Genomic DNA, 18,631 nt, shown 5'->3' on the forward strand with positions numbered 1-18,631 from the left:
TGATCACCGCAGGTCCGCGTGGTTGTATTTGACGCGTCCGGACCCCATAAGGGATCGGGCACCGGAGTGCGGCTGAGGGGCTGCGAGGGGCCGGTGCTGTGATCCCGGTCCGGAACCGCGCCGCGAGGGTCTGAGGGGGCCCGCACCGCCGCGCGAGGGACGTCGGGAGGGGTCGCGGAGACGCGGCCCCTCCGGTCATTTCGGGATGTCGTCCTCCCGGACGCAGAGGTCTCGCCTCGTCGTCGTACCCCCTGGGTACCCTCTAGCCGTGGCCCTCTACCGGAAGTACCGCCCCGCCTCCTTCGCCGAGGTCGTGGGCCAGGAGCACGTCACCGAGCCGCTCTCCGTGGCATTGTCCTCCGGCCGGATCAACCACGCGTATCTCTTCTCCGGGCCGCGCGGGTGCGGCAAGACCTCGTCCGCCCGCATCCTCGCCCGGTCGCTGAACTGCGTGGAGGGACCCACCGCGACACCCTGCGGGGAGTGCGACTCCTGCGTGGCGCTCGCGCCCGGGGGCACGGGCACGCTGGACGTCACCGAGCTCGACGCGGCCAGCCACGGTGGTGTGGACGACACCCGTGACCTGCGTGAGCGGGCGTTCTTCGCACCGGCGTCGTCGCGGTACCGGGTGCTCATCATCGATGAGGCGCACATGGTCACCAACGCGGGCTTCAACGCGCTGCTCAAGATCGTGGAGGAGCCGCCGGAGCACCTCATCTTCATCTTCGCCACCACCGAGCCGGAGAAGGTGCTGCCGACGATCCGTTCACGGACGCACCACTACCCGTTCCGCCTGCTCACGCCCTCGGCGATGCGTGGACTTCTCGAGCGGGTCTGCGACCAGGAGGGCGTGCGGGTCGAGCCGACCGTCTTCCCGCTGGTCATCCGCGCCGGTGGGGGGTCGCCGCGCGATACGTTGAGCGTGCTGGACCAGCTGATGGCCGGCGCGGGCGAGGAGGGCATCACCTATTCGCGCGCGGTGAGTCTTCTGGGGGCCACCGAGGCGGCGCTGATCGACGACACCGTGGACGCCCTCGCCGCCTCCGACGGTGCGACGCTGTTCCGGACCGTCGACAAGGTCATCGAGGCAGGGCTCGATCCCCGCCGGTTCGCGGCGGACCTGCTGCAGCGTCTGCGAGATCTCATCATGGTGCAGTCTGTCCCCCAGGCCATCGAGCGCGGCCTCGTCGACGCGCCGGTCGAGCAGGCCGACACCATGCGGCGGCAGGCCGAGAACATCGGCCCCGCCACCCTCGCGCGGTGCGCGGACATGGTGCACGAGGGGATGGGGTCGATGCGCGGCGCCACCTCTCCGCGGCTGCTGCTGGAGATCCTCTGCGCCAAACTGCTGCTGCCGTCGGCCGACGACTCGGTGCTCGCGCTGCTGCAGCGCGTCGAGGCGCTGGAGACCGGTACGGCGCGATCGGTCGCCGCCCCGGGTGGCGGGGTCCCCGTCCGGGAGGGGAACCCGGCCGGAGCCGGCGGAGGGCTGGCTGACGACGACGAGGGGCGCGTGGGATCGGGCGGCCCCGGGCCGCAGCCCTCCACCCAGCCGGAGGGGCGGCCGAAGTTCGTGCGCCGTTCCCAGGCGCAGCCCGCCGAGCCTGCCGCCCGTCAGGAGGCTCAGGGCTCCACGTCGGGGCCCCGGGCATCCGCGTCGGCGCCGCAGCCGCCCGCGCCGGCGTCGCACGAACGTGGGTCGAAGCCACCCGCGCAGGAACCCGAGCCGCATCCGCAGGAGCCCGGAACCCGTCCGGTGCAGGCCACTCCCGACGGATCGGCCGTGCCCGCCGAGTCCATCGCCCAGCAACTGGCGGAGAGTCAGCGGCCGGCCGGTGAGGCCGCGGATACCGGCCCGGAGTCCGCACAGCCGGTCCACGCCGGTCCCGACTCGCCTTCGGCCCACCACGCACCCGGGTCCGCACCCGTCTCCGCGCCCACGCCCGGGCCCGAACCCGCCTCCGCCGCCGCACCCACTCCCGGGTCCGAACCCGCCCCCACCCCCGAGCCGGTGGCGGATCCGTGGCGAGAGCCGCCCGCCGAGCCCGGAGATGCCGCGGACCAAGCGAGCGGCCGAGGTCCGGAGCACGCCCGGGACGAGCCTCGGGAGCAGCCACGAGCGCAGACCGACGCCGGCACAGGCCGCGCACCGGCGCCTGAACCCGGGCCCCCTGCCGCCCCGGGAATGGAGGCCGAGGACATCCGCCGCGCGTGGCCGGCTATCCGCGACGCGGTCCGGCGGAGGACCCGCACGGTCGAGGTGATGCTCGCCGGCGCAACCGTCGCAGGGGTCGAGGGCCGGGTCATTCATCTCGTCCACGACTACGCCCCGCTGGCCAAGCGACTGGCCCAGCCGCACAACGCCACCGCGATCACCGACTCGGTCACCGAGGTGGTGGGTGGGGACTGGACGATCCGCTGCACCTCGGGCGGAGGGGGTGCCGTGTCCTCGGAGGGCGCCCCGGTCCGCGGGGCCGCCCCGGCTCCGACGGAGGCGCCCGGAAAGCCGCAGCAGGCCGAGCCCCAGGGGTGGCAGCGTCGGCTGCGTGGAGGAGACCCCGGCCGGGGTGCGGGATCCGGAGGCGCCGCCGACGGTGGAGCGCCCGGGGGCGGGTACGACGACATCCCGCCGCCGCCGGAGGAGCCCGAGCCGGAGGCCGGGGAGCCCGACGGCCCGCCGCCACCCCCGGTGAGCGAGGAGGAGATGGTGGACGAGGCCCGCAGCGGACCCCAGAACCTTGATCACCGGACCGGCGAGGACATCGCGCTCCAGTTGCTCAGGGAGCATCTCGGGGCCCGGCCACTCGAGCGCTGAGCGGCTCGGCCCGCCGCGCGGCGGGGCACGTTGTCCGAGGGTGCGGTTACCCTGGATCCCGACCGACCGGGGCCGCCCCGGCTCAGATGAGGCACCAGCCGAAAGGACCCGACATGCAGCCCGGACCCGACATGAACGCCCTCCTCGAGCAGGCCCAGCAGATGCAGGCCCAGCTCGCCCAGGCGCAGCAGGAGATCGCCGCGACCACGGTCGACGGTCAGGCCGGTGGCGGTCTCGTCACCGTCACCATGCGCGGCACCGGAGAGGTCACCGGGGTCACCGTGGACCCCAAGGTCGTGGACCCCGAGGACATCGAGACGCTGCAGGACCTGCTCGTGGGTGCCTTCGGTGACGCCCACACCAAGGTCCAGCAGCTCGCGGAGTCGCGGCTCGGCCCGCTGGCCTCCGGTGGTGGCCTCGGCGACATGATGGGTGGCCTGGGCATGTGAGCCCGGCGGGATCCGGGGAGGTCCGGAACCCGCCTCCCGGTGTCGCAACCGACGCCGGCACCAACACAGCACAGGAACGGCGATGTACGAGGGACCAGTCCAGAACCTGATCGATGAGCTCGGCAAACTGCCGGGCGTCGGTCCGAAGTCCGCGCAGCGGCTGGCCTTCCACCTCCTGCAGGCGGAGCCGGAGTCGGTGGAGCGGCTGCGTTCGGCGCTGCAGGCGGTGGTCGACGGCGTCTCCTACTGCGAGGTCTGCGGCACCGTGGCGGCGGGCGAACGCTGCCGCATCTGCTCGGACCCGCGACGCGATCCCACTCTCATCTGCGTGGTCGAAGAGCCCAAGGACATCGAGGCCATCGAGCGCACCCGCGAGTTCCGCGGGCTCTACCACGTGCTCGGTGGCGCGCTCGACCCCCTCAACGGCATCGGCCCCAACGAACTGCGGATCGCGGGCCTGATGAGGCGGGTCGGTCAGGAGTTCGAGGGCGAGGAGATCGCGGAGATCATCATCGCGACCGACCCCAACACCACCGGCGAGGCCACGTCGACATACCTCGCACGGCTGCTGCGGCCGTTCCCCGAACTCGTGGTGAGCCGCCTGGCCTCGGGCCTGCCCATGGGTGCGGATCTCGAATTCGCGGACGAACTGACCCTGGGTAGCGCGTTGTCCGGCCGCCGGATCCTCTCGGGTGGCCCCTCCCAGCCCACGCGGTCAGGGGGCGTGCTCCGTCCGGAACAGACGGAGGCCCCGGAACGCCAGCCGGAACCCCAGCTGGCCCCCCAGTCGTCGCCCGACCTGTCAGAGGTCGAAGAGCCTCGCGGCGTTACCGTGCCACACCGACCGTAGCCAGTCATCCCCCAACCCGAGGCCCGCGAGCGCGTCGAGTTGGTGCGCGAACGGGTAGGGGATGTTGGGGAAGTCGGTCCCCAGCAGGATCTTGTGCTCCAGATCGACGAGCCGCCCGCGCTCGGAGTCGGGGAACGGGGTGATCTCCTCGACGAAGTCGGTGAACGCCATGGTCGTGTCCAGGTAGACGGCGCTGTACCTCTCCGCCAGGTCCAGGAACTCCGAGTACTCGCCCATGCCCATGTGGGCGATGATCAGTGGCAGGTCCGGGTAACGCTCCAGCACGCCGGCGATCGGTTCCGGGCCCGTGAAAGGCCCCGCCACGGGGCCGCTGCCGCAGTGGATCACCGTCGGCACCCGCGCCTCGGACAACTGACCCCACACGGGGTCCAGCAGTGGGTCGCGCGGGTCGTACTCGCCCACCTGGATGTGCGATTTGAACACCCGGGCCCCGGACTCGATGGCGTCCCGAACGTACTCGCCGGCGGCCGGCTCGGGGAAGAAGGTGGCGGTGTGCAGGCAGTCGGGGTGCCGTGCCGCGAAGTCCGCGGACCACGAGTTGAGCCACGCCGCCATGTCCGCCTTGTGCGGGTACAGCATGGATGAGAACGCCAGGACCCCGTAGGACCTCAGGCGCTCGACCCGCTCGTCCTCGGCCTCCCGGTAGGTGATCGGCCACGTCCGCCCGACCTTCGGGCCGGCGCCGTCGAAGTAGTCCCACACCTTGGCCATCACCCGCTCGGGCATGAAGTGTGTGTGGACGTCGATGATCCCGGGTAGACCCAGCGGCTCCCACAGGGCGCGCACCTGCGCCGCCTCGTGCGCGGGATCGGGAGGGGTCACGGGCCCGGTGAGGGTGGCGGTGCCGTGGTGGATGCACATGGACCCGAGCGTAGGCCAGTGCTGCATGGACAATCCGTCCGCAGGCCTCCGGGCTCGCATCTTCTCCGCCGACCGGCTCGACGGTCAGACCGGCGCAGGCCTGCCGCTGGCCCGGAACTTCGAGGGACTGGCCCCGAAGTGGCTGCTGAAAGCGCGACTGAAATGAGCGACGTCGCGGTATCCGACCATGGCCCCGATCTCGGCCACAGTCCGTCCGGAGTCGAGCAGTAGCCACCGTGCCCGCTTCATCCGTTCCTCGGTGAGGAAGCCACGCGGGGTGAAACCCGTGGGTTCGAACAGTTTGTGGACGTAACGCACGGACATTCCCAGTTCGGCGCTGACCTCGGCCAGTCCCCTGCCTGGTAGATGCAGGGTACGGATCAGCTCCTGCTGGACCCTCCGCAGGTCACGTTGGTGAACCAGAGCCGTGGGGTTGTGGGTGACGGCGTTCTCGCCGACCGTGGTCGCGAGCAGGTCGAGAACCGTTCCCGCGGTGGCGGCACGTGCCTCCGGGGAGAGCCCGGGGCTGGTCCGGGAGAGATCGATGAGGAACCGCGAGAGCATTCCACCGAGGCCGGCGTCGGCGCCGTGCGCAATGCCCAGGGAGGCGGTAAGGAGATCTTCGGGGAGGCGGGAACCCAGCAGTGCGCGCGGGGTATGGAGGACGAGCTGTTCGAACTCGGTCAGGCCCTCCACGACGAATGGCGCGGCCGCATCGACCACGCTGAATGCACCAGCGGAGAGGGTGACCGCACGACCGTGCTGCGAGACGGTCAACCTCCCGCCGACAGCGAGGATTAGCAGCAGGTCGTCGCGGTGGTCGGTGCCGACCATCGCCGGTGACCGGGTCACCTGGTGTGGATCCGCACGCACCCGGCTGAGGTGTAGGGCGTCCACGTCGCTGCTGACCAGGTCAGCGGTGAAGCCGGTGTCGTGCCGCGGCCACGCCACGTCCATCTCGCAGAAGGTCGAATCGATCGCCTCCCGCCACTGCGCACGGCCCTCGGCAGCGGATAGCCCCCGGACGCACACGGTCTGGCCGACGGTGCGCGTCGAGTCAAGTTTTCGTGCATTCGGCGTCATGGTCACCCCCTCGGAGTCGTCGTTAGTGTTCCACATCACATCCCCGGGATCGCAGCGTCGCGGAAGCGGTGCGCGAACTGCCAACCCCGGCCCCGCGCGGAACGACACCCGAAGGAGTGGAACCGATGTCCACAGCAACCAACTGGATCGATTCGGTGACGATGGACCAGCTCAACGAGGACCCGCACCCGGTGCACGATCGACTACGCGAACAGGCGCCGGTGGCGTTCGTCCCCGCGGTGGGGTTGCACGTCGCGTCCACGCGGGAGGCGTGCTTGACGATCGCGCAGGATTCCGAGAACTGGGCAACCGTCATCGCCCCCGCCGGCGAACGCAGCTTCGGTAAGGGAACGGTCCTGGCTGCCAATGACTCCGAGCACGCGGAGTTGCGGAAGATGATCGATCCCGGCCTGAGGCCGTCCGCGGTGGATGGCCACATCGACGATCTGGTCCGGCCGTATGCCCGCCATCTCCTGGGCGAACTCGACTCGCGGGGGAAGGCGGACATCCAGGAGGAGTACTTCGCTCCCGTGAGCGTGCGGGCCGTCGGCGACCTGATGGGGTTAACCAACGTCCCGGCCGAGACCCTGGTGCGGTGGTTTCAGACGTTGGCGTTGGCGTTCGGCAACGCGGCGGTCGACGAGAGCGGCGACTTCCTCAACAAGCAACTGTTCGAGGCCGCTGACGCCGTGCGCGCCGAGATCCACACGGTGGTCGATCCGCTACTCGACCACTGGGCCGAGAATCCCGACCACTCGCTTCTCTCCCACTGGCTACACGACGGCGGGCCCGAGGGCGAGCTCCAGTCCAGGGACAAGATCTACCCCAACATCTATGTGTTCCTCCTCGGCGCGCTGCAGGAACCGGGGCATGTGATGACGACGACGCTGGCGGCCCTGTTGCGGGACCCGGAGCAGTTGGAGAGGGTGGTCGACGACCCGACGCTCATCCCGCGTGCGGCCAACGAGGCCGCTCGGTGGGTCGCTCCGATCTGGACGGCCGCTACGAAGGTGGCCAAGAACGACGTGACCGTCTCGGGCGTGGAGATCGCCGCCGGGACGACGGTCCTGCTCTCCTACGGCTCGGCCAATCGGGACTCCGCGACGTGGGAGCGGGCGGAGGTCTTCGACCTCGATCGTCCTGCCATGCCGAACCTGGCCTTCGGCGCCGGCCAGCATGCCTGTGCAGGGACCCACGTCGGCATGTCGATCGTGCGCATCGCACTCGAGGAGCTCTTCGACGCCATTCCCAATATCGAGGCGGATCCCGACCAGGACGTGACGTTCTGGGGGTGGACCTTCCGCGGCCCGCAGGGACTGCACGTGCAGTGGGAGGTCTGAGGAGATGGCCTTCACCGTCACGTTGGGCGACGGGACCCGGTTCGAGGCGCCCGCCGACCGCTCGGTGCTCGAGTCCGCGCTCAGGGCGGGGCGCTGGATGCCCCACGCCTGCGCGCAGGGGACCTGCGGAACCTGCAAGTTCACCGTTGTCTCGGGAACGGTCGATCACGGTGCGTCCTGCACCGAGGTACTGACCCCGTGCGACCGCGCGTCGGGCAGAGCGCTGGCCTGTCAGTCCCGGCCGCTCTCCGACCTGACCGCATCAGGAGTCGGGGGAGAACCCGCTCCGCGGGTGGTCCATGCGCTCCGCGGCCACAGCGGGAGGGTTGTCGAACTCACCCCCGTGGCGACGGACACCGTCCGTCTGGTCGTCGAGCTGAGCGAACCGATGGAGTTCAGTCCCGGCCAGTACTGTGAGTTCGACGTTCCCGGTACTGACGTCCGGCGTCAGTACTCCATCGCGAGCACCCCGCGGGACGGGTCCCGTCTGGAGTTCCACATCCGCCGGGTGAGTGGTGGCCTCGCCACGGAGAGGTGGATCTTCCGGGACCTCGCCGTCGGTGATCCGGTGCACCTACGCGGTCCGATGGGCTCGTTCTTCCTCGACGGTGCCCTCGACGAGGAGGCGATACTCATCGGTGGCGGTACCGGTGTGGCGCCTCTCAAGTCGATCGCCGTCCACGCGCTGGAGAACGCCCTTCTGCCCCGGATCAGCCTGTACCACGGCTGCCGCACTCGATCGGACCTGTACGACGTCGAGTTCTTCCGTGATCTCGAGTCGACGCACCGGCAGTTCAGCTACCACCCGGTGCTGAGCGAGGAGACCTGGGAGGGCGCCAGCGGGTTGGTCACCGACGCGGTCCTCGGGGACTTTCCGAGTTGCCGCGGGCACGTCGCCTTCCTCTGCGGTCCGCCGCCGATGATCGAGGCCGGGGTCAGGGCGCTACGGCGCCGACGGATGCCGAGCCGGCTCATGCACCGGGAGGAATTCACTCCCTCCGCACCCACACCCGCGGTCGGTGTGTGAGGTCGTGGACCACACTCAAGAAGGGACGTCTTCCATGACACTCGCACGGCACCGTTACATCCTCCCGATGGCCGTCGGCGCCCTGGCGCTCACGCTCGCCGCCGCCAACACCTCCGGAGCGCAGTCGCTCTCGTCGTCCGGCTCGCTCGGTTCCCACACAGGGACGCCCCCCGCCGACAGTGAGGCGGAGATGGTCGTCACCCTCCTCGGTACCGGGAGCCCCGTCCCCAGCGCCGAACGGTTCGGCAACTCGACCCTGGTGCAGGCGGGCGGACTCAACCTGGTCTTCGACGCCGGGCGCGGCACGTCGATCCGTCTCGACCAGATGGGGCTGCCCCTCGGGCAGGTGGACGGGGTGTTCCTCACCCACTTCCACTCCGACCACGTCAACGGGCTCGCCGACCTCTGGATGACCTCGTACATCAAGGCGCTCGGGGGACGTGAGGACAACTTCCAACTGTACGGTCCCGTGGGCGTCGGGCGGATCGCCGAGGGCCTGCAGTTCACGCACCAGAACGACATCGATGTGCGCGTGGCCGACGAAGGTCTGGACCGGGCCACCACCGCAATCACCCCACACGAGTTCGACGAGGACGGTGTGATCTTCGACCAGGACGGCGTGCGGGTGACCATGTTCACCGTCGAGCACGACGCGGCCGGCGTCATCACGCCCGCCGTGGGGTACCGCGTCGACCACGGCGAGAGCTCGGTGCTGATCAGCGGTGACACCCGGCCGACCCCGAACGTCCTGAGCTACGGCGAGGGGGTCGACCTGCTCATCCACGAGGTGGCCGACTTCGTCGACCCCACCCTTCCCCTGCTCGAGACCGTCTACGAGCACCACACGAACCCGCGCCAGGCCGGTGAGATCTTCACCGCGGTGGCCCCGGCGATGGCGGCCTACACGCACATCGTCAACGGCGCGCCCCCGCGTATCCCCGACCTGCCCATCGAGACGCTGGTCGAGAGGACGCGGGAGACCTACGACGGCCCGCTGGCCGTGGGTGTGGACCTGATGACGTTCAGGATCAACGACGGAGACATCCGGGTGCAGCAGCCCGAGAACTGAGGGACCGATGTTCGACAAGGTACTGGTGGCCAACCGGGGTGAGATCGCGATCCGTGCGTTCCGTGCGGCATACGAGCTGGGTGTCAAAACGGTTGCGGTGTTCCCGTACGAGGACAGGAACTCGGTGCACCGGCTCAAGGCCGATGAGTCCTACCAGATCGGGGAGATCGGCCACCCGGTGCGGGCGTATCTGTCCGTCGAGGAGATCGTGCGGACGGCGACGGCCAGCGGTGCGGACGCGGTCTACCCCGGCTACGGGTTCCTTGCGGAGAACCCGGAACTCGCCGCCGGGTGCGAGGCGGCGGGCCTGGTGTTCGTCGGTCCACCCGCGGCCGTACTCGAGCTCACAGGTAACAAATCCCGCGCGGTCGCGGCAGCACAGGCGGCGGGTCTGCCGGTACTGGCCTCGACCGCACCGTCCTCGGACCCCGACGAGCTTGCGGCCGCGGCCGCGGACCTGGATCTGCCGGTGTTCGTCAAGGCCGTGGCCGGTGGCGGTGGACGGGGCGTGCGGCGGGTCGAGCGGCGCGAGGGACTCGTCGAGGCGATCCGCGCCGCGTCTCGCGAGGCGGAGTCGGCCTTCGGCGATCCGGCCGTGTTCGTGGAGCAGGCCGTGGTCGACCCCCGGCATATCGAGGTGCAGATCCTGGCGGATACGCACGGGGAGGTGATCCATCTCCACGAACGGGACTGCAGTGTTCAGCGCAGGCACCAGAAAGTCGTGGAGATGGCGCCGGCCCCCCACCTGTCGCCGCGGATCCGGGAACAGATCTGCGCGGACGCCGTGGCCTTCGCCCGGCACATCGGGTACTCGTGCGCGGGGACGGTGGAGTTCCTGGTGGACGAACGCGGTCAGCACGTGTTCATCGAGATGAACCCGCGAATCCAAGTCGAACACACGGTCACCGAGGAGATCACCGATGTGGACCTGGTGACGGCTCAGCTACGGGTGGCCGCCGGGGAGTCGCTGTCCGCGATGGGGTTGACGCAGGACCGGATCGTGCCCCGTGGTGCGGCGCTGCAGTGTCGACTCACCACGGAGGATCCGGCCAACGGGTTCCGACCGGACACTGGTCGTATCACCGGATACCGCACACCCGGCGGGGCCGGGGTCCGTCTGGACGGCGGCGCGACCGTGGGCGCTGAGGTGAGTCCGCACTTCGACTCCATGCTGGTCAAACTCACCTGTCGCGGGCCGGACTTCGCGACAGCGGCGGCCCGGGCCAGACGTGCTGTGGCCGAGTTCCGGATCCGCGGGGTCGCCACCAACGTGCCGTTCCTCCAGGCGTTGCTCGACGATCCGGATTTCCTCGCCGGGCGGGTGAGCACGTCGTTCATCGACCAGCGTCCGGAGTTGCTCACCTCGCGGGCACCGTCGGACAGGGGGACCCGCATCCTGAGCTACCTCGCGGATATCACGGTGAACAAGCCGCACGGGGAGCGGCCCACGACCGTCTACCCCAGCGAGAAGCTTCCGGTGGTCGACCCGGAGGTTCTGGCCGCGCCCCCCGACGGGTCGCGTCAACGGCTTCTCGCGTTGGGGCCGGAGGGATTCGCCGCCGACCTGCGCGCGGGCGCCCGACTCGGGGTGACCGACACGACCTTCCGCGATGCGCACCAGTCGCTGCTGGCGACGCGCCTGCGCACCAACGACATGATGGAGGTGGCGCCCTACGTCGCCGCGCTCACGCCGGAGCTGCTCTCGGTGGAGTGCTGGGGAGGCGCCACTTACGACGTCGCGCTGCGGTTCCTCAAGGAGGACCCGTGGGAGCGACTGGCCCGACTCCGCGAGGCGATCCCCAACATCTGTCTACAGATGTTGCTGCGGGGAGCCAACACTGTCGGTTACACCCCCTTCCCTCCGACAGTGGCCAGCGCGTTCGTCGACGAGGCCACCGAGGTCGGGGTGGACATCTTCCGGATATTCGACGCCCTCAACAACGTCGAGGCCATGCGCCCTGCGATCGACGCCGTCCGCGGGACGGGCACCGCGGTGGCCGAGGTGGCGATGAGCTACACCGGCGACCTGATGGACCCGGCAGAAGACCTGTACACCCTCGATTACTACCTGCGGCTGGCAGGACGGATCGTCGACGCCGGCGCGCACGTACTGGCCATCAAGGACATGGCAGGCCTGCTCCGCGCCCCGGCCGCCTCGCGTCTGATCGGTGCACTGCGGTCGGAGTTCGACCTCCCGATCCACGTGCACACCCACGACACCCCGGGCGGTCAGTTGGCCACCTACCTGGCAGCCTGGGAGGCAGGCGCCGACGCCGTCGACGGTGCCAGCGCCGCACTGGCCGGGACGACGAGTCAACCCCCGCTCTCCGCGATCGTCGCGGCCACCGCGCACACCGACCGTGACACCGGTCTGCAGCTGTCGTCGGTGTGCGCGCTCGAACCGTACTGGGAGGCCGTCCGCAGGGTCTACGCGCCCTTCGAATCGGGGATCCCGTCGCCGACCGGGCGTGTGTACACCCACGAGATACCGGGTGGGCAGTTGTCCAATCTGCGGCAACAGGCCCACTCGCTGGGGTTGGCCGACAGGTTCGAGGAGGTGGAGAACGCCTACGCCGGAGCCGACCGCGTCCTGGGGCGTCTGATCAAGGTGACTCCGTCGTCCAAGGTCGTGGGGGACCTGGCGCTGACTCTCGTGGGCCGGGGTATCTCGGCTGACGACTTCGCGTCGAACCCGGCCGTCCACGACATCCCCGACTCGGTGATCGGGTTCCTCGGCGGTGAACTGGGCGACCCGGCAGGCGGGTGGCCCGAACCACTGCGTGGTACCGCGTTGGCGGGCAGGGCGCCGGCCAGGGTGGCCGTGCCGCTGACCGACGACGACCTCGCGGTCCTGCGCGCTCCCGGGCCGCAGCGGCGCCGCCGCCTCAACACCCTGCTGTTCCCCGAACCGACGGCGGAGTACGAGGCGCACCGCGCCCGGTACGGCGACACCTCGCGCATCTCCTCCAATCAGTTCTTCTACGGTCTGCGCGACCGGGACGAGCACCGCGTCCGACTCGAGCCGGGCGTGGAGTTACTCATCGGACTCGAGGCCATAGGTGAACCGGACGATCGCGGGTACCGGACCGTCATGTGCATCCTCAACGGCCAGCTCCGACCGGTCCAGGTCCGGGATCGCGCGGTCGCGGTGGACGTGCCGGTGGTCGAGAAGGCCGACCCGGGTGACGACCGCCAGGTGGCGGCCCCCTTCGCAGGGGTCGTCACGGTCACGGTGAGTCTGGGTGATCACGTCGATCCCGGAGGACCGGTCGCGACCATCGAGGCCATGAAGATGGAGGCGGTGATCACCTCACCCCGAGGCGGCACCGTCACGCGGGTCGCACCGACCCCGGTCTGCCAGGTCGACGCCGGCGACGTGATCGTCGAAGTCGACCGCCCGCGCACGTGACCCCTGGGGCCGGTCCCAGGCACACGACCCCACGGTGGGCGCTGTGGCTCGGCAGGTCGGGTCCAGCACGCCACTCGTGGAAGGCATCGATTCAGAAGGAGGTGGACTGCTGATGAGCTCTCTGTCGACCGTGCGCAAACTCGGGCCCATTCTCGACCTTTTCACCGTCGACTCGCCCGAGTGGGGTGTGAGCGAGGTGTCCGAGGCCCTGGACATCCCCCGGTCGAGCACACACGCGCTGCTCTCGAGTCTGGTGGACATCGGGCTGCTCCAGTGCCGGGTCCGAGGGCGGTACCGGATCGGTTGGAGGGTCGTGGAGCTCTCGGAGGCCCTGCGGGGCCGGCTCGACGTGCGGAGCATCGCCGCCCCGGTGCTCGACACGCTCGTGGCGCGACACGGCGAGACCTCCCATCTCGCGGTGATGGAGCGCATGCAGGTGCTCTATGTGGACAAGGTCCTCGGGACGCACAACGTCACCGTGCAGGGTGCCCGGATCGGAGCGAGGCTCGACCTGCACTGCACCGGGGTCGGCAAACTCCTGCTGGCCCACAGCGGCCAGGCCGACGTGGAGATGTTCCTCCGACGCCAGGCGCTGCCCCGCCGCACCCCGTCCACCATCACGGACCCCGGGGTGCTGCTCGCCGAACTGGGCGAGATCCGCCGCCGGGGGTTCGCGACGGATCGCGGCGAGGCGGTCGCCGCGATCCACTGCACCGCCGCGCCCATCCGGGACGACATGGGCGTCGTGATCGCGGCGATCAGCTCCAGTGCGCCGAGAGAGCGCTATGCGGCCCGGCGCGTGGAGATCACCCAGGCGGTGGTCGCCGCGGCCGCGGAGATCACCCGAACCGTGAGCGATTCGGCCAGGGCCGGGCGACCGACGACGTCTCACCAGTCCACCCCCGACGTCCGGGAGATCCGCCCCGCTATGTGACCGGGCCGGCCACCTCGCGGGGGAGGGTCGCCCGCCCGGACGGCGGACGGCCGCCCCCCGGCTCCACCGACAGATCAGAGGAGAACATGGACCAGATCGACACGATCGCCGGCGAACTACTCGGCGCATACGCAAGCGGGGTACCCGTCCCGCCCCTGACCGAGAGGTATCCCGGTCTCGGCCTGGACGTCGCGTACCGCGTGCAGCGACGTCAGGTCGACCGATGGGTCGCCGACGGTGACCGCGTGGTGGGTCACAAAGTGGGCTTGTCGTCGCGGGCGATGCAGCGCATGGTGGGCGTGGCCCAACCGGACTTCGGTCACCTGACCCAGAGCATGATCCACCAGGAGCAGGCCCCTATCCCGCACGGGACGTTCCTCCAGCCCCGCATCGAACCCGAGATCGCGTTTGTGCTGGGCGAGCCTCTCCGGGGACCGGGAGTCACCACAGCGGACGCCGTCCGAGCCATCGACTTCATCCTGCCGGCTCTCGAGATCGTCGACTCCCGCGTCTCGGACTGGAGGATCGGGATCTTCGACACCGTCTCGGACAACGCCTCCTCCGGCGGCGTGATCCTCGGCAGTACCCCGGTGGGGGTCCACGAGGTGGACCTGCGACTGACCGGGTGCAACCTCTACCTCAACGGTGAACTCGTGGCGACCGGCGCCGGCGGCGCCGTCCTCGGCTCACCGGTCAATTCGTTGGTCTGGCTCGCCAACACCGTCGGCCCGCTCGGTACCACCCTGGAACCGGGGCACATCGTGCTCCCGGGGTCGATGACCCCGGCGTTCGATGTCGCGCCCGGCGACGTGATAGTCGCCGACATCGGCGGAATCGGAACCACCACAGCGATCATGGGTCGCGAGAACAGAGGAGACGACTGATGGCCACCCGGACCGACTGGACCCCTGCGGTGGTGGCTCGACGCTGCCTCGACGCCGAGTCCTCCGTCACTCCGCTGACCTCGATCAGGGCCCAATGGGACGGGCTCGATCTGCCGGCCGCCTACGCGGCGCAGGATACCGCGCTCCGCATTCGCACAGGGCGCGGGGAAACGCTCACCGGGGTCAAACTGGGAGTGACCTCCAAGGCCAAGCAACGACAGGTCAACGTGGACTCCCCGTCGACCGCCTGGCTCACCGACGCGATGTACCTCCCGCCGGGGGAGCCGATCGAGTGCGACCAGATGATCCACCCGCGTGTCGAGCCCGAGATCGCCTTTGTCATGGGGGAACGCCTGACCGGGCCCGGTCAGACCGCGGCCACCGCGCTCGCGGCCGTCCGCGGCGTCGTGGGGGCGCTGGAGATCATCGACTCCCGCTTCTCCGGGTACTCCTTCACCATGATGGACGCGATCGCGGACAACAACTCGTCGGGTAGGTACGTCACCGGCCCGACGTCGCTGGACCCGTACGGGGTCGACCTCGGGCGCGAGGCGTGCATCCTGGAGGTGGACGGAGAGGTTGTGGACTCGGCGACCGGGGCCGCGGTCCATGGACACCCGGCCGAGGCGCTCGCCTTCGCCGCCAACACACTCGCCGAGCGCGGCGTCTCGATCGAGCCGGGGTGGGTGATCCTCACCGGCGGGATGACCGACGCCGTACCGCTGACCCCGGGGCGATCGATCTCGGCCCACTTCACCCATCTCGGGCTGGTGACCGTCCGCGGGGCGAGAACCGGGTGACACCGGAGGTCCTGATCCCCCCCGACACCGCAGAGGAGTCCACGCGTGCCGATCATCGACGTCACCATCACCGAGGGACGAGCTCCCGAGGCGATCCGCTCTCTCATCCACGAACTCACCGCCGCCGCCGTTCGCGCGATCGACGCGCCTCCCACGAGCGTGCGGGTGATCGTGCGCGAGGTGCCACCGACGCACTTCGCGGCCGCCGACGTGACGATCGCCGAGCGCACCGCGGTCTCGGGCGGCGCCCCGGATCGCTCGGGCCCCTGATATCCCAGTCGGCCGGGGCGGGCCGTCTGGGCCGGAGGGGACAGACCTCGTGAGACGGTCGGCCACTGTGGCCGGCCGTCTCACGAGCAGATAGTCGGGCCGGGGAGCCGGTGCCCCCGCCGGCCCGTGCTCTCCGCCCTATCGTCGGGCCCCGCCGTCCTTTCTCGCCCGGATCTCGGCACCTCGGACATCAGCCGCCACCCGACCGCCGATCGCCCAGTGAGCGGGATCCACCTCCACCAGCTCGCCCCTCACGGTCGCGAGTTCGTATCCGAGAACCTCGGCGAGCAGGTTCGAGACGCCCTCCAAGAGACGTCGTGCCTGTTCGGGGGGACGTCCCGAGAGGAGCCGCATGGTGAAGTACGGAGCCCCGTCCTCGTGCGAGGTGACCGGCCGGCCGGCCGACATCACGTTCCCGGCCGGGTACTCGACCACGAACACACGCACGCGATCGACGGGACACGACAGGACCTCGCAGTACAGAGAAGTGATCCCTGCCTGGAGGTCCTCGAGTCGTTCGACCGGGTAGGTCCCGGCGACCAGGTGGACATGTGCGACGGGCATCAGAACAGGTTTCTCCGGACTCCGCCGTCGAGGCTGATCACGGCGCCGTGGAGCACACCCGCCTCCGGGGCGAGGAGGGTGGTGACGAACCATGCGATCTCGTCGAGCGAGGGGAGCCGGCCCGTCGAGGTCTTGTCGATGTAGCGCTGCCAGATCTCGGACCGGGGGACCCCGGTCTCCGCGGACTCCCGGGCGGCGAACGCCCGCAATCGGGGCGTGTCCACGGGCCCGGGAGCCAGGGTGTGGACCGTGGCCCCGTCGGCGCCCGTGCGGAGGGAGAGCTGTCGCATGAGGTTGATCAACGCCGCATTGGACGTGCCGGGCGCGGCGTCTCCGGGGCCGGGTTCGAGGCCGAGCGACCCGGCGATCGCGACGAACCGCGACCCGGCTGCGAGGAGGTCCTCGACCGCTTTCAGGAGGTGGAGGGTCGCGACGGTCTTGAACCCGGCCGCGAGTGCCAGATCCGCGGTGGGGATCACATCGAGGGACCCACCCACGGGCAACCCCGCCGCCATGAGCGCGAGGTCCACCCTGGTCGCCCCGGCCGTGCTCAGCGCCCCGCGTATGGCGGAGACGGAGGACTCGTCCCCGATGTCGGCCACACAGGGGATCACATTCCCCTCGGGGAGGGCCGGGTCGTCGACCAGGGCGTCGAGGGCGTCGGCGCTGCGGGCGATCGCCAGCACACGTCGCCCCCGGGCGGAGAGGCTGCGGACGACCGAGCCGCCCATCGCCCCGGTGGCCCCCACGACCACGCAGATGCCGGTCACCGGGGCTGCGGGTTCAGGCGGATCGTCACCGCGCGGGGTTCGGTGAAGAAGTCGCGCGAGTACTGACCACCCTCGCGACCCAGGCCACTGCTGCCCTCGCCGCCGAACGGCAGGCGGAGGTCTCGTTCGAAGAACGTATTGATCCACACAGTGCCCGCCTTCCACCCGGCGGCCATGCGGTGCGCGCGGTCGAGGTTGGTGGTGAACAGCATCCCGGCCAGCCCGTAGGGGCTGTCATTGGCGATTCGCAGCGCCTCCGCCTCGGTGTCGAAGCCGAGGACGGTCTCGACCGGGCCGAAGATCTCCTCGCGGGCTACGCGGTCCTGATTGGTCAGGCCCGTGATGATGGTCGGCGGGTAGTAGTGCCCCGAGGCGTGCGCGTCCGTGGTGAGCCGGGCGCCCCCCAGGACCACCTCACCGCCTTCTTCGCGGGCCAGGTCGACGTAGCCCGAGACCTTGGCCAGGTGCTCCCTTGTGATGAGAGGCCCGACAAAGGTCTCGGGGTCCTTGGGATCGCCCACTTTGAGAGCGGCGGCCTCGGTGACGAACCGCTCGAGGAACTCCTCGCGGATCGAGTTCTGGACCAGCAGTCGGGTACCAGAGAGGCAGACCTGGCCGTTACCCACGAAGATCGCCCGTATCGCCTTGGGTACCGCGATGTCTAGATCGGCGTCGGCGAAGATGATGTTCGCGGATTTGCCGCCCATCTCGGCGGAGACAGGGGTGTGGTTGACTGCAGCGGTCTGGAGAATTCTCACACCCGTCGCACTGGAACCGGTGAACGTGATGCGGTCGACGCGCGGATCCGAGGTGAGCGGCCCGGCGACCTCGTCGCCGCCGAAGCCGTGAACCACGTTGAGCACTCCCTCCGGCAGACCAGCCTCCACCGCGAGCTCGGCGAACCGGTGGGCGGTGAGGGGCGTCTGGGGGGCCGGCTTTAGCACGACGGTGTTGCCGAAGGCCAGCGCGGGAGCGATCTTCCACGTGGCGAGCATGAGCGGCGCGTTCCACGGGCTGATCGCCGACACCACGCCCGCCGGTGGATAGAGGACGTAGGAGAACAGATCGCCGTCCGGGTAGGCCTCGGTGCCTGTCATCGCCACGTAGTCGGCGAAGAACCGGAGGTTCAGGGCGACCCGGGGGATGTCTGCGTGGCTGGTCTGCGATATGGCTTTGCCGCCGTCCCGGGTCTCCAGCATGGCGAGCTCGTCGCGGTGCGTGTCGACCATGTCTGCCAGCCGGTGGAGGATCACGGCCCGCTCCTTGGGCGTCATCCGGGGCCACGGGCCCTCGTCGAACGCGTGGCGTGCTGCGGCGACCGCGGCCTCCCCGTCGGCGGCGGCGCCGCGGGCGACCTCGGCAAGGAGGCTACCGTCGTGCGGGTCACGGGTCTCGAACGTCCGGCCGTCGGCGGACTCGGTCCACCGGCCGCCGATGAAGTGCTTGATGGTGGTCATCTCAGGCCTCTCGGGTATCAGCAGCTCG

General features: G+C 70.1%; 15 protein-coding genes and 1 pseudogene. 11 read left to right on the forward strand and 5 right to left on the reverse strand.

Going from position 1 to position 18,631, the window contains the following annotated elements; translation table 11 throughout:
• Window positions 1–268 precede the first annotated feature (268 nt).
• The 3 genes and pseudogenes from CT688_RS01830 to recR form a co-directional block, all read left to right on the forward strand.
• The gene (locus tag CT688_RS01830; protein ID WP_107755522.1) at window positions 269–2,815 is read left to right on the forward strand and encodes a DNA polymerase III subunit gamma and tau; all 2,547 of its coding nucleotides are present in this window, start codon (window positions 269–271) and stop codon (window positions 2,813–2,815) included.
• Between the two features lie 113 nt (window positions 2,816–2,928).
• Entirely contained in the window at window positions 2,929–3,264 is a 336-nt protein-coding gene (locus tag CT688_RS01835) for a YbaB/EbfC family nucleoid-associated protein (protein ID WP_017836347.1), read from the forward strand.
• A gap of 82 nt (window positions 3,265–3,346) precedes the next feature.
• Window positions 3,347–3,952, forward strand: a pseudogene (recR, locus tag CT688_RS01840) (recombination mediator RecR); the annotation flags it as partial.
• Window positions 3,953–4,066: 114 nt separating this feature from the next.
• Here recR and CT688_RS01845 read toward each other — a convergent pair.
• Together CT688_RS01845 and CT688_RS01850 are read right to left on the reverse strand one after the other, a co-directional pair.
• Window positions 4,067–4,996, reverse strand: a complete 930-nt coding sequence (locus tag CT688_RS01845; RefSeq protein WP_107755524.1) for an amidohydrolase family protein — start codon at window positions 4,994–4,996, stop codon at window positions 4,067–4,069.
• 84 nt (window positions 4,997–5,080) lie between these two features.
• Window positions 5,081–6,115 (reverse strand): AraC family transcriptional regulator, encoded by a 1,035-nt coding sequence (locus tag CT688_RS01850; RefSeq protein ID WP_231750461.1) that lies wholly within the window; start codon window positions 6,113–6,115, stop codon window positions 5,081–5,083.
• Between the two features lie 89 nt (window positions 6,116–6,204).
• Between CT688_RS01850 and CT688_RS01855 the strand changes: the two genes are divergently transcribed.
• The 8 genes from CT688_RS01855 to CT688_RS01890 all read left to right on the forward strand — a co-directional run bounded on the left by CT688_RS01855 (window position 6,205) and on the right by CT688_RS01890 (window position 15,812).
• Window positions 6,205–7,419, forward strand: coding sequence for a cytochrome P450 (locus tag CT688_RS01855; protein WP_107755525.1), 1,215 nt, complete (start codon window positions 6,205–6,207; stop codon window positions 7,417–7,419).
• A 4-nt stretch (window positions 7,420–7,423) separates the two neighbouring features.
• Complete coding sequence (locus tag CT688_RS01860; protein ID WP_107755526.1) at window positions 7,424–8,446, forward strand: 2Fe-2S iron-sulfur cluster-binding protein; 1,023 nt, start codon at window positions 7,424–7,426, stop codon at window positions 8,444–8,446.
• Window positions 8,447–8,480: 34 nt separating this feature from the next.
• The gene (locus tag CT688_RS01865; RefSeq protein WP_231750462.1) at window positions 8,481–9,515 is read left to right on the forward strand and encodes an MBL fold metallo-hydrolase; all 1,035 of its coding nucleotides are present in this window, start codon (window positions 8,481–8,483) and stop codon (window positions 9,513–9,515) included.
• 7 nt (window positions 9,516–9,522) lie between these two features.
• Complete coding sequence (locus CT688_RS01870; protein ID WP_107755527.1) at window positions 9,523–12,924, forward strand: pyruvate carboxylase; 3,402 nt, start codon at window positions 9,523–9,525, stop codon at window positions 12,922–12,924.
• 112 nt (window positions 12,925–13,036) lie between these two features.
• Window positions 13,037–13,858, forward strand: coding sequence for an IclR family transcriptional regulator (locus tag CT688_RS01875; RefSeq protein WP_107755528.1), 822 nt, complete (start codon window positions 13,037–13,039; stop codon window positions 13,856–13,858).
• Between the two features lie 86 nt (window positions 13,859–13,944).
• Entirely contained in the window at window positions 13,945–14,742 is a 798-nt protein-coding gene (locus tag CT688_RS01880) for a 2-keto-4-pentenoate hydratase (RefSeq protein WP_107755529.1), read from the forward strand.
• A complete protein-coding gene (locus CT688_RS01885; RefSeq protein ID WP_107755530.1) occupies window positions 14,742–15,542 on the forward strand; it encodes a 2-keto-4-pentenoate hydratase in 801 nt (266 codons plus the stop codon). Before CT688_RS01880 ends, CT688_RS01885 begins: the two co-directional genes overlap by 1 nt.
• 45 nt (window positions 15,543–15,587) lie before the next feature.
• A complete protein-coding gene (locus CT688_RS01890) occupies window positions 15,588–15,812 on the forward strand; it encodes a tautomerase family protein (protein WP_107755531.1) in 225 nt (74 codons plus the stop codon).
• Window positions 15,813–15,950: 138 nt separating this feature from the next.
• Here CT688_RS01890 and CT688_RS01895 read toward each other — a convergent pair whose 3' ends face one another.
• The 3 genes from CT688_RS01895 to CT688_RS01905 are packed head-to-tail and all read right to left on the reverse strand — an operon-like array spanning window position 15,951 to window position 18,603.
• A complete protein-coding gene (locus tag CT688_RS01895) occupies window positions 15,951–16,376 on the reverse strand; it encodes a tautomerase family protein (RefSeq protein ID WP_159077970.1) in 426 nt (141 codons plus the stop codon).
• Window positions 16,376–17,146, reverse strand: coding sequence for an SDR family NAD(P)-dependent oxidoreductase (locus CT688_RS01900; protein ID WP_255412661.1), 771 nt, complete (start codon window positions 17,144–17,146; stop codon window positions 16,376–16,378). The genes CT688_RS01895 and CT688_RS01900 overlap by 1 nt, the downstream gene beginning before the upstream one ends.
• Window positions 17,143–18,603, reverse strand: coding sequence for an aldehyde dehydrogenase (locus CT688_RS01905; RefSeq protein WP_107755533.1), 1,461 nt, complete (start codon window positions 18,601–18,603; stop codon window positions 17,143–17,145). The genes CT688_RS01900 and CT688_RS01905 overlap by 4 nt, the downstream gene beginning before the upstream one ends.
• Window positions 18,604–18,631: the final 28 nt, after the last annotated feature.

The sequence above is a fragment of the Dietzia sp. JS16-p6b genome (genome assembly GCF_003052165.1).
Lineage (GTDB): Bacteria > Actinomycetota > Actinomycetes > Mycobacteriales > Mycobacteriaceae > Dietzia.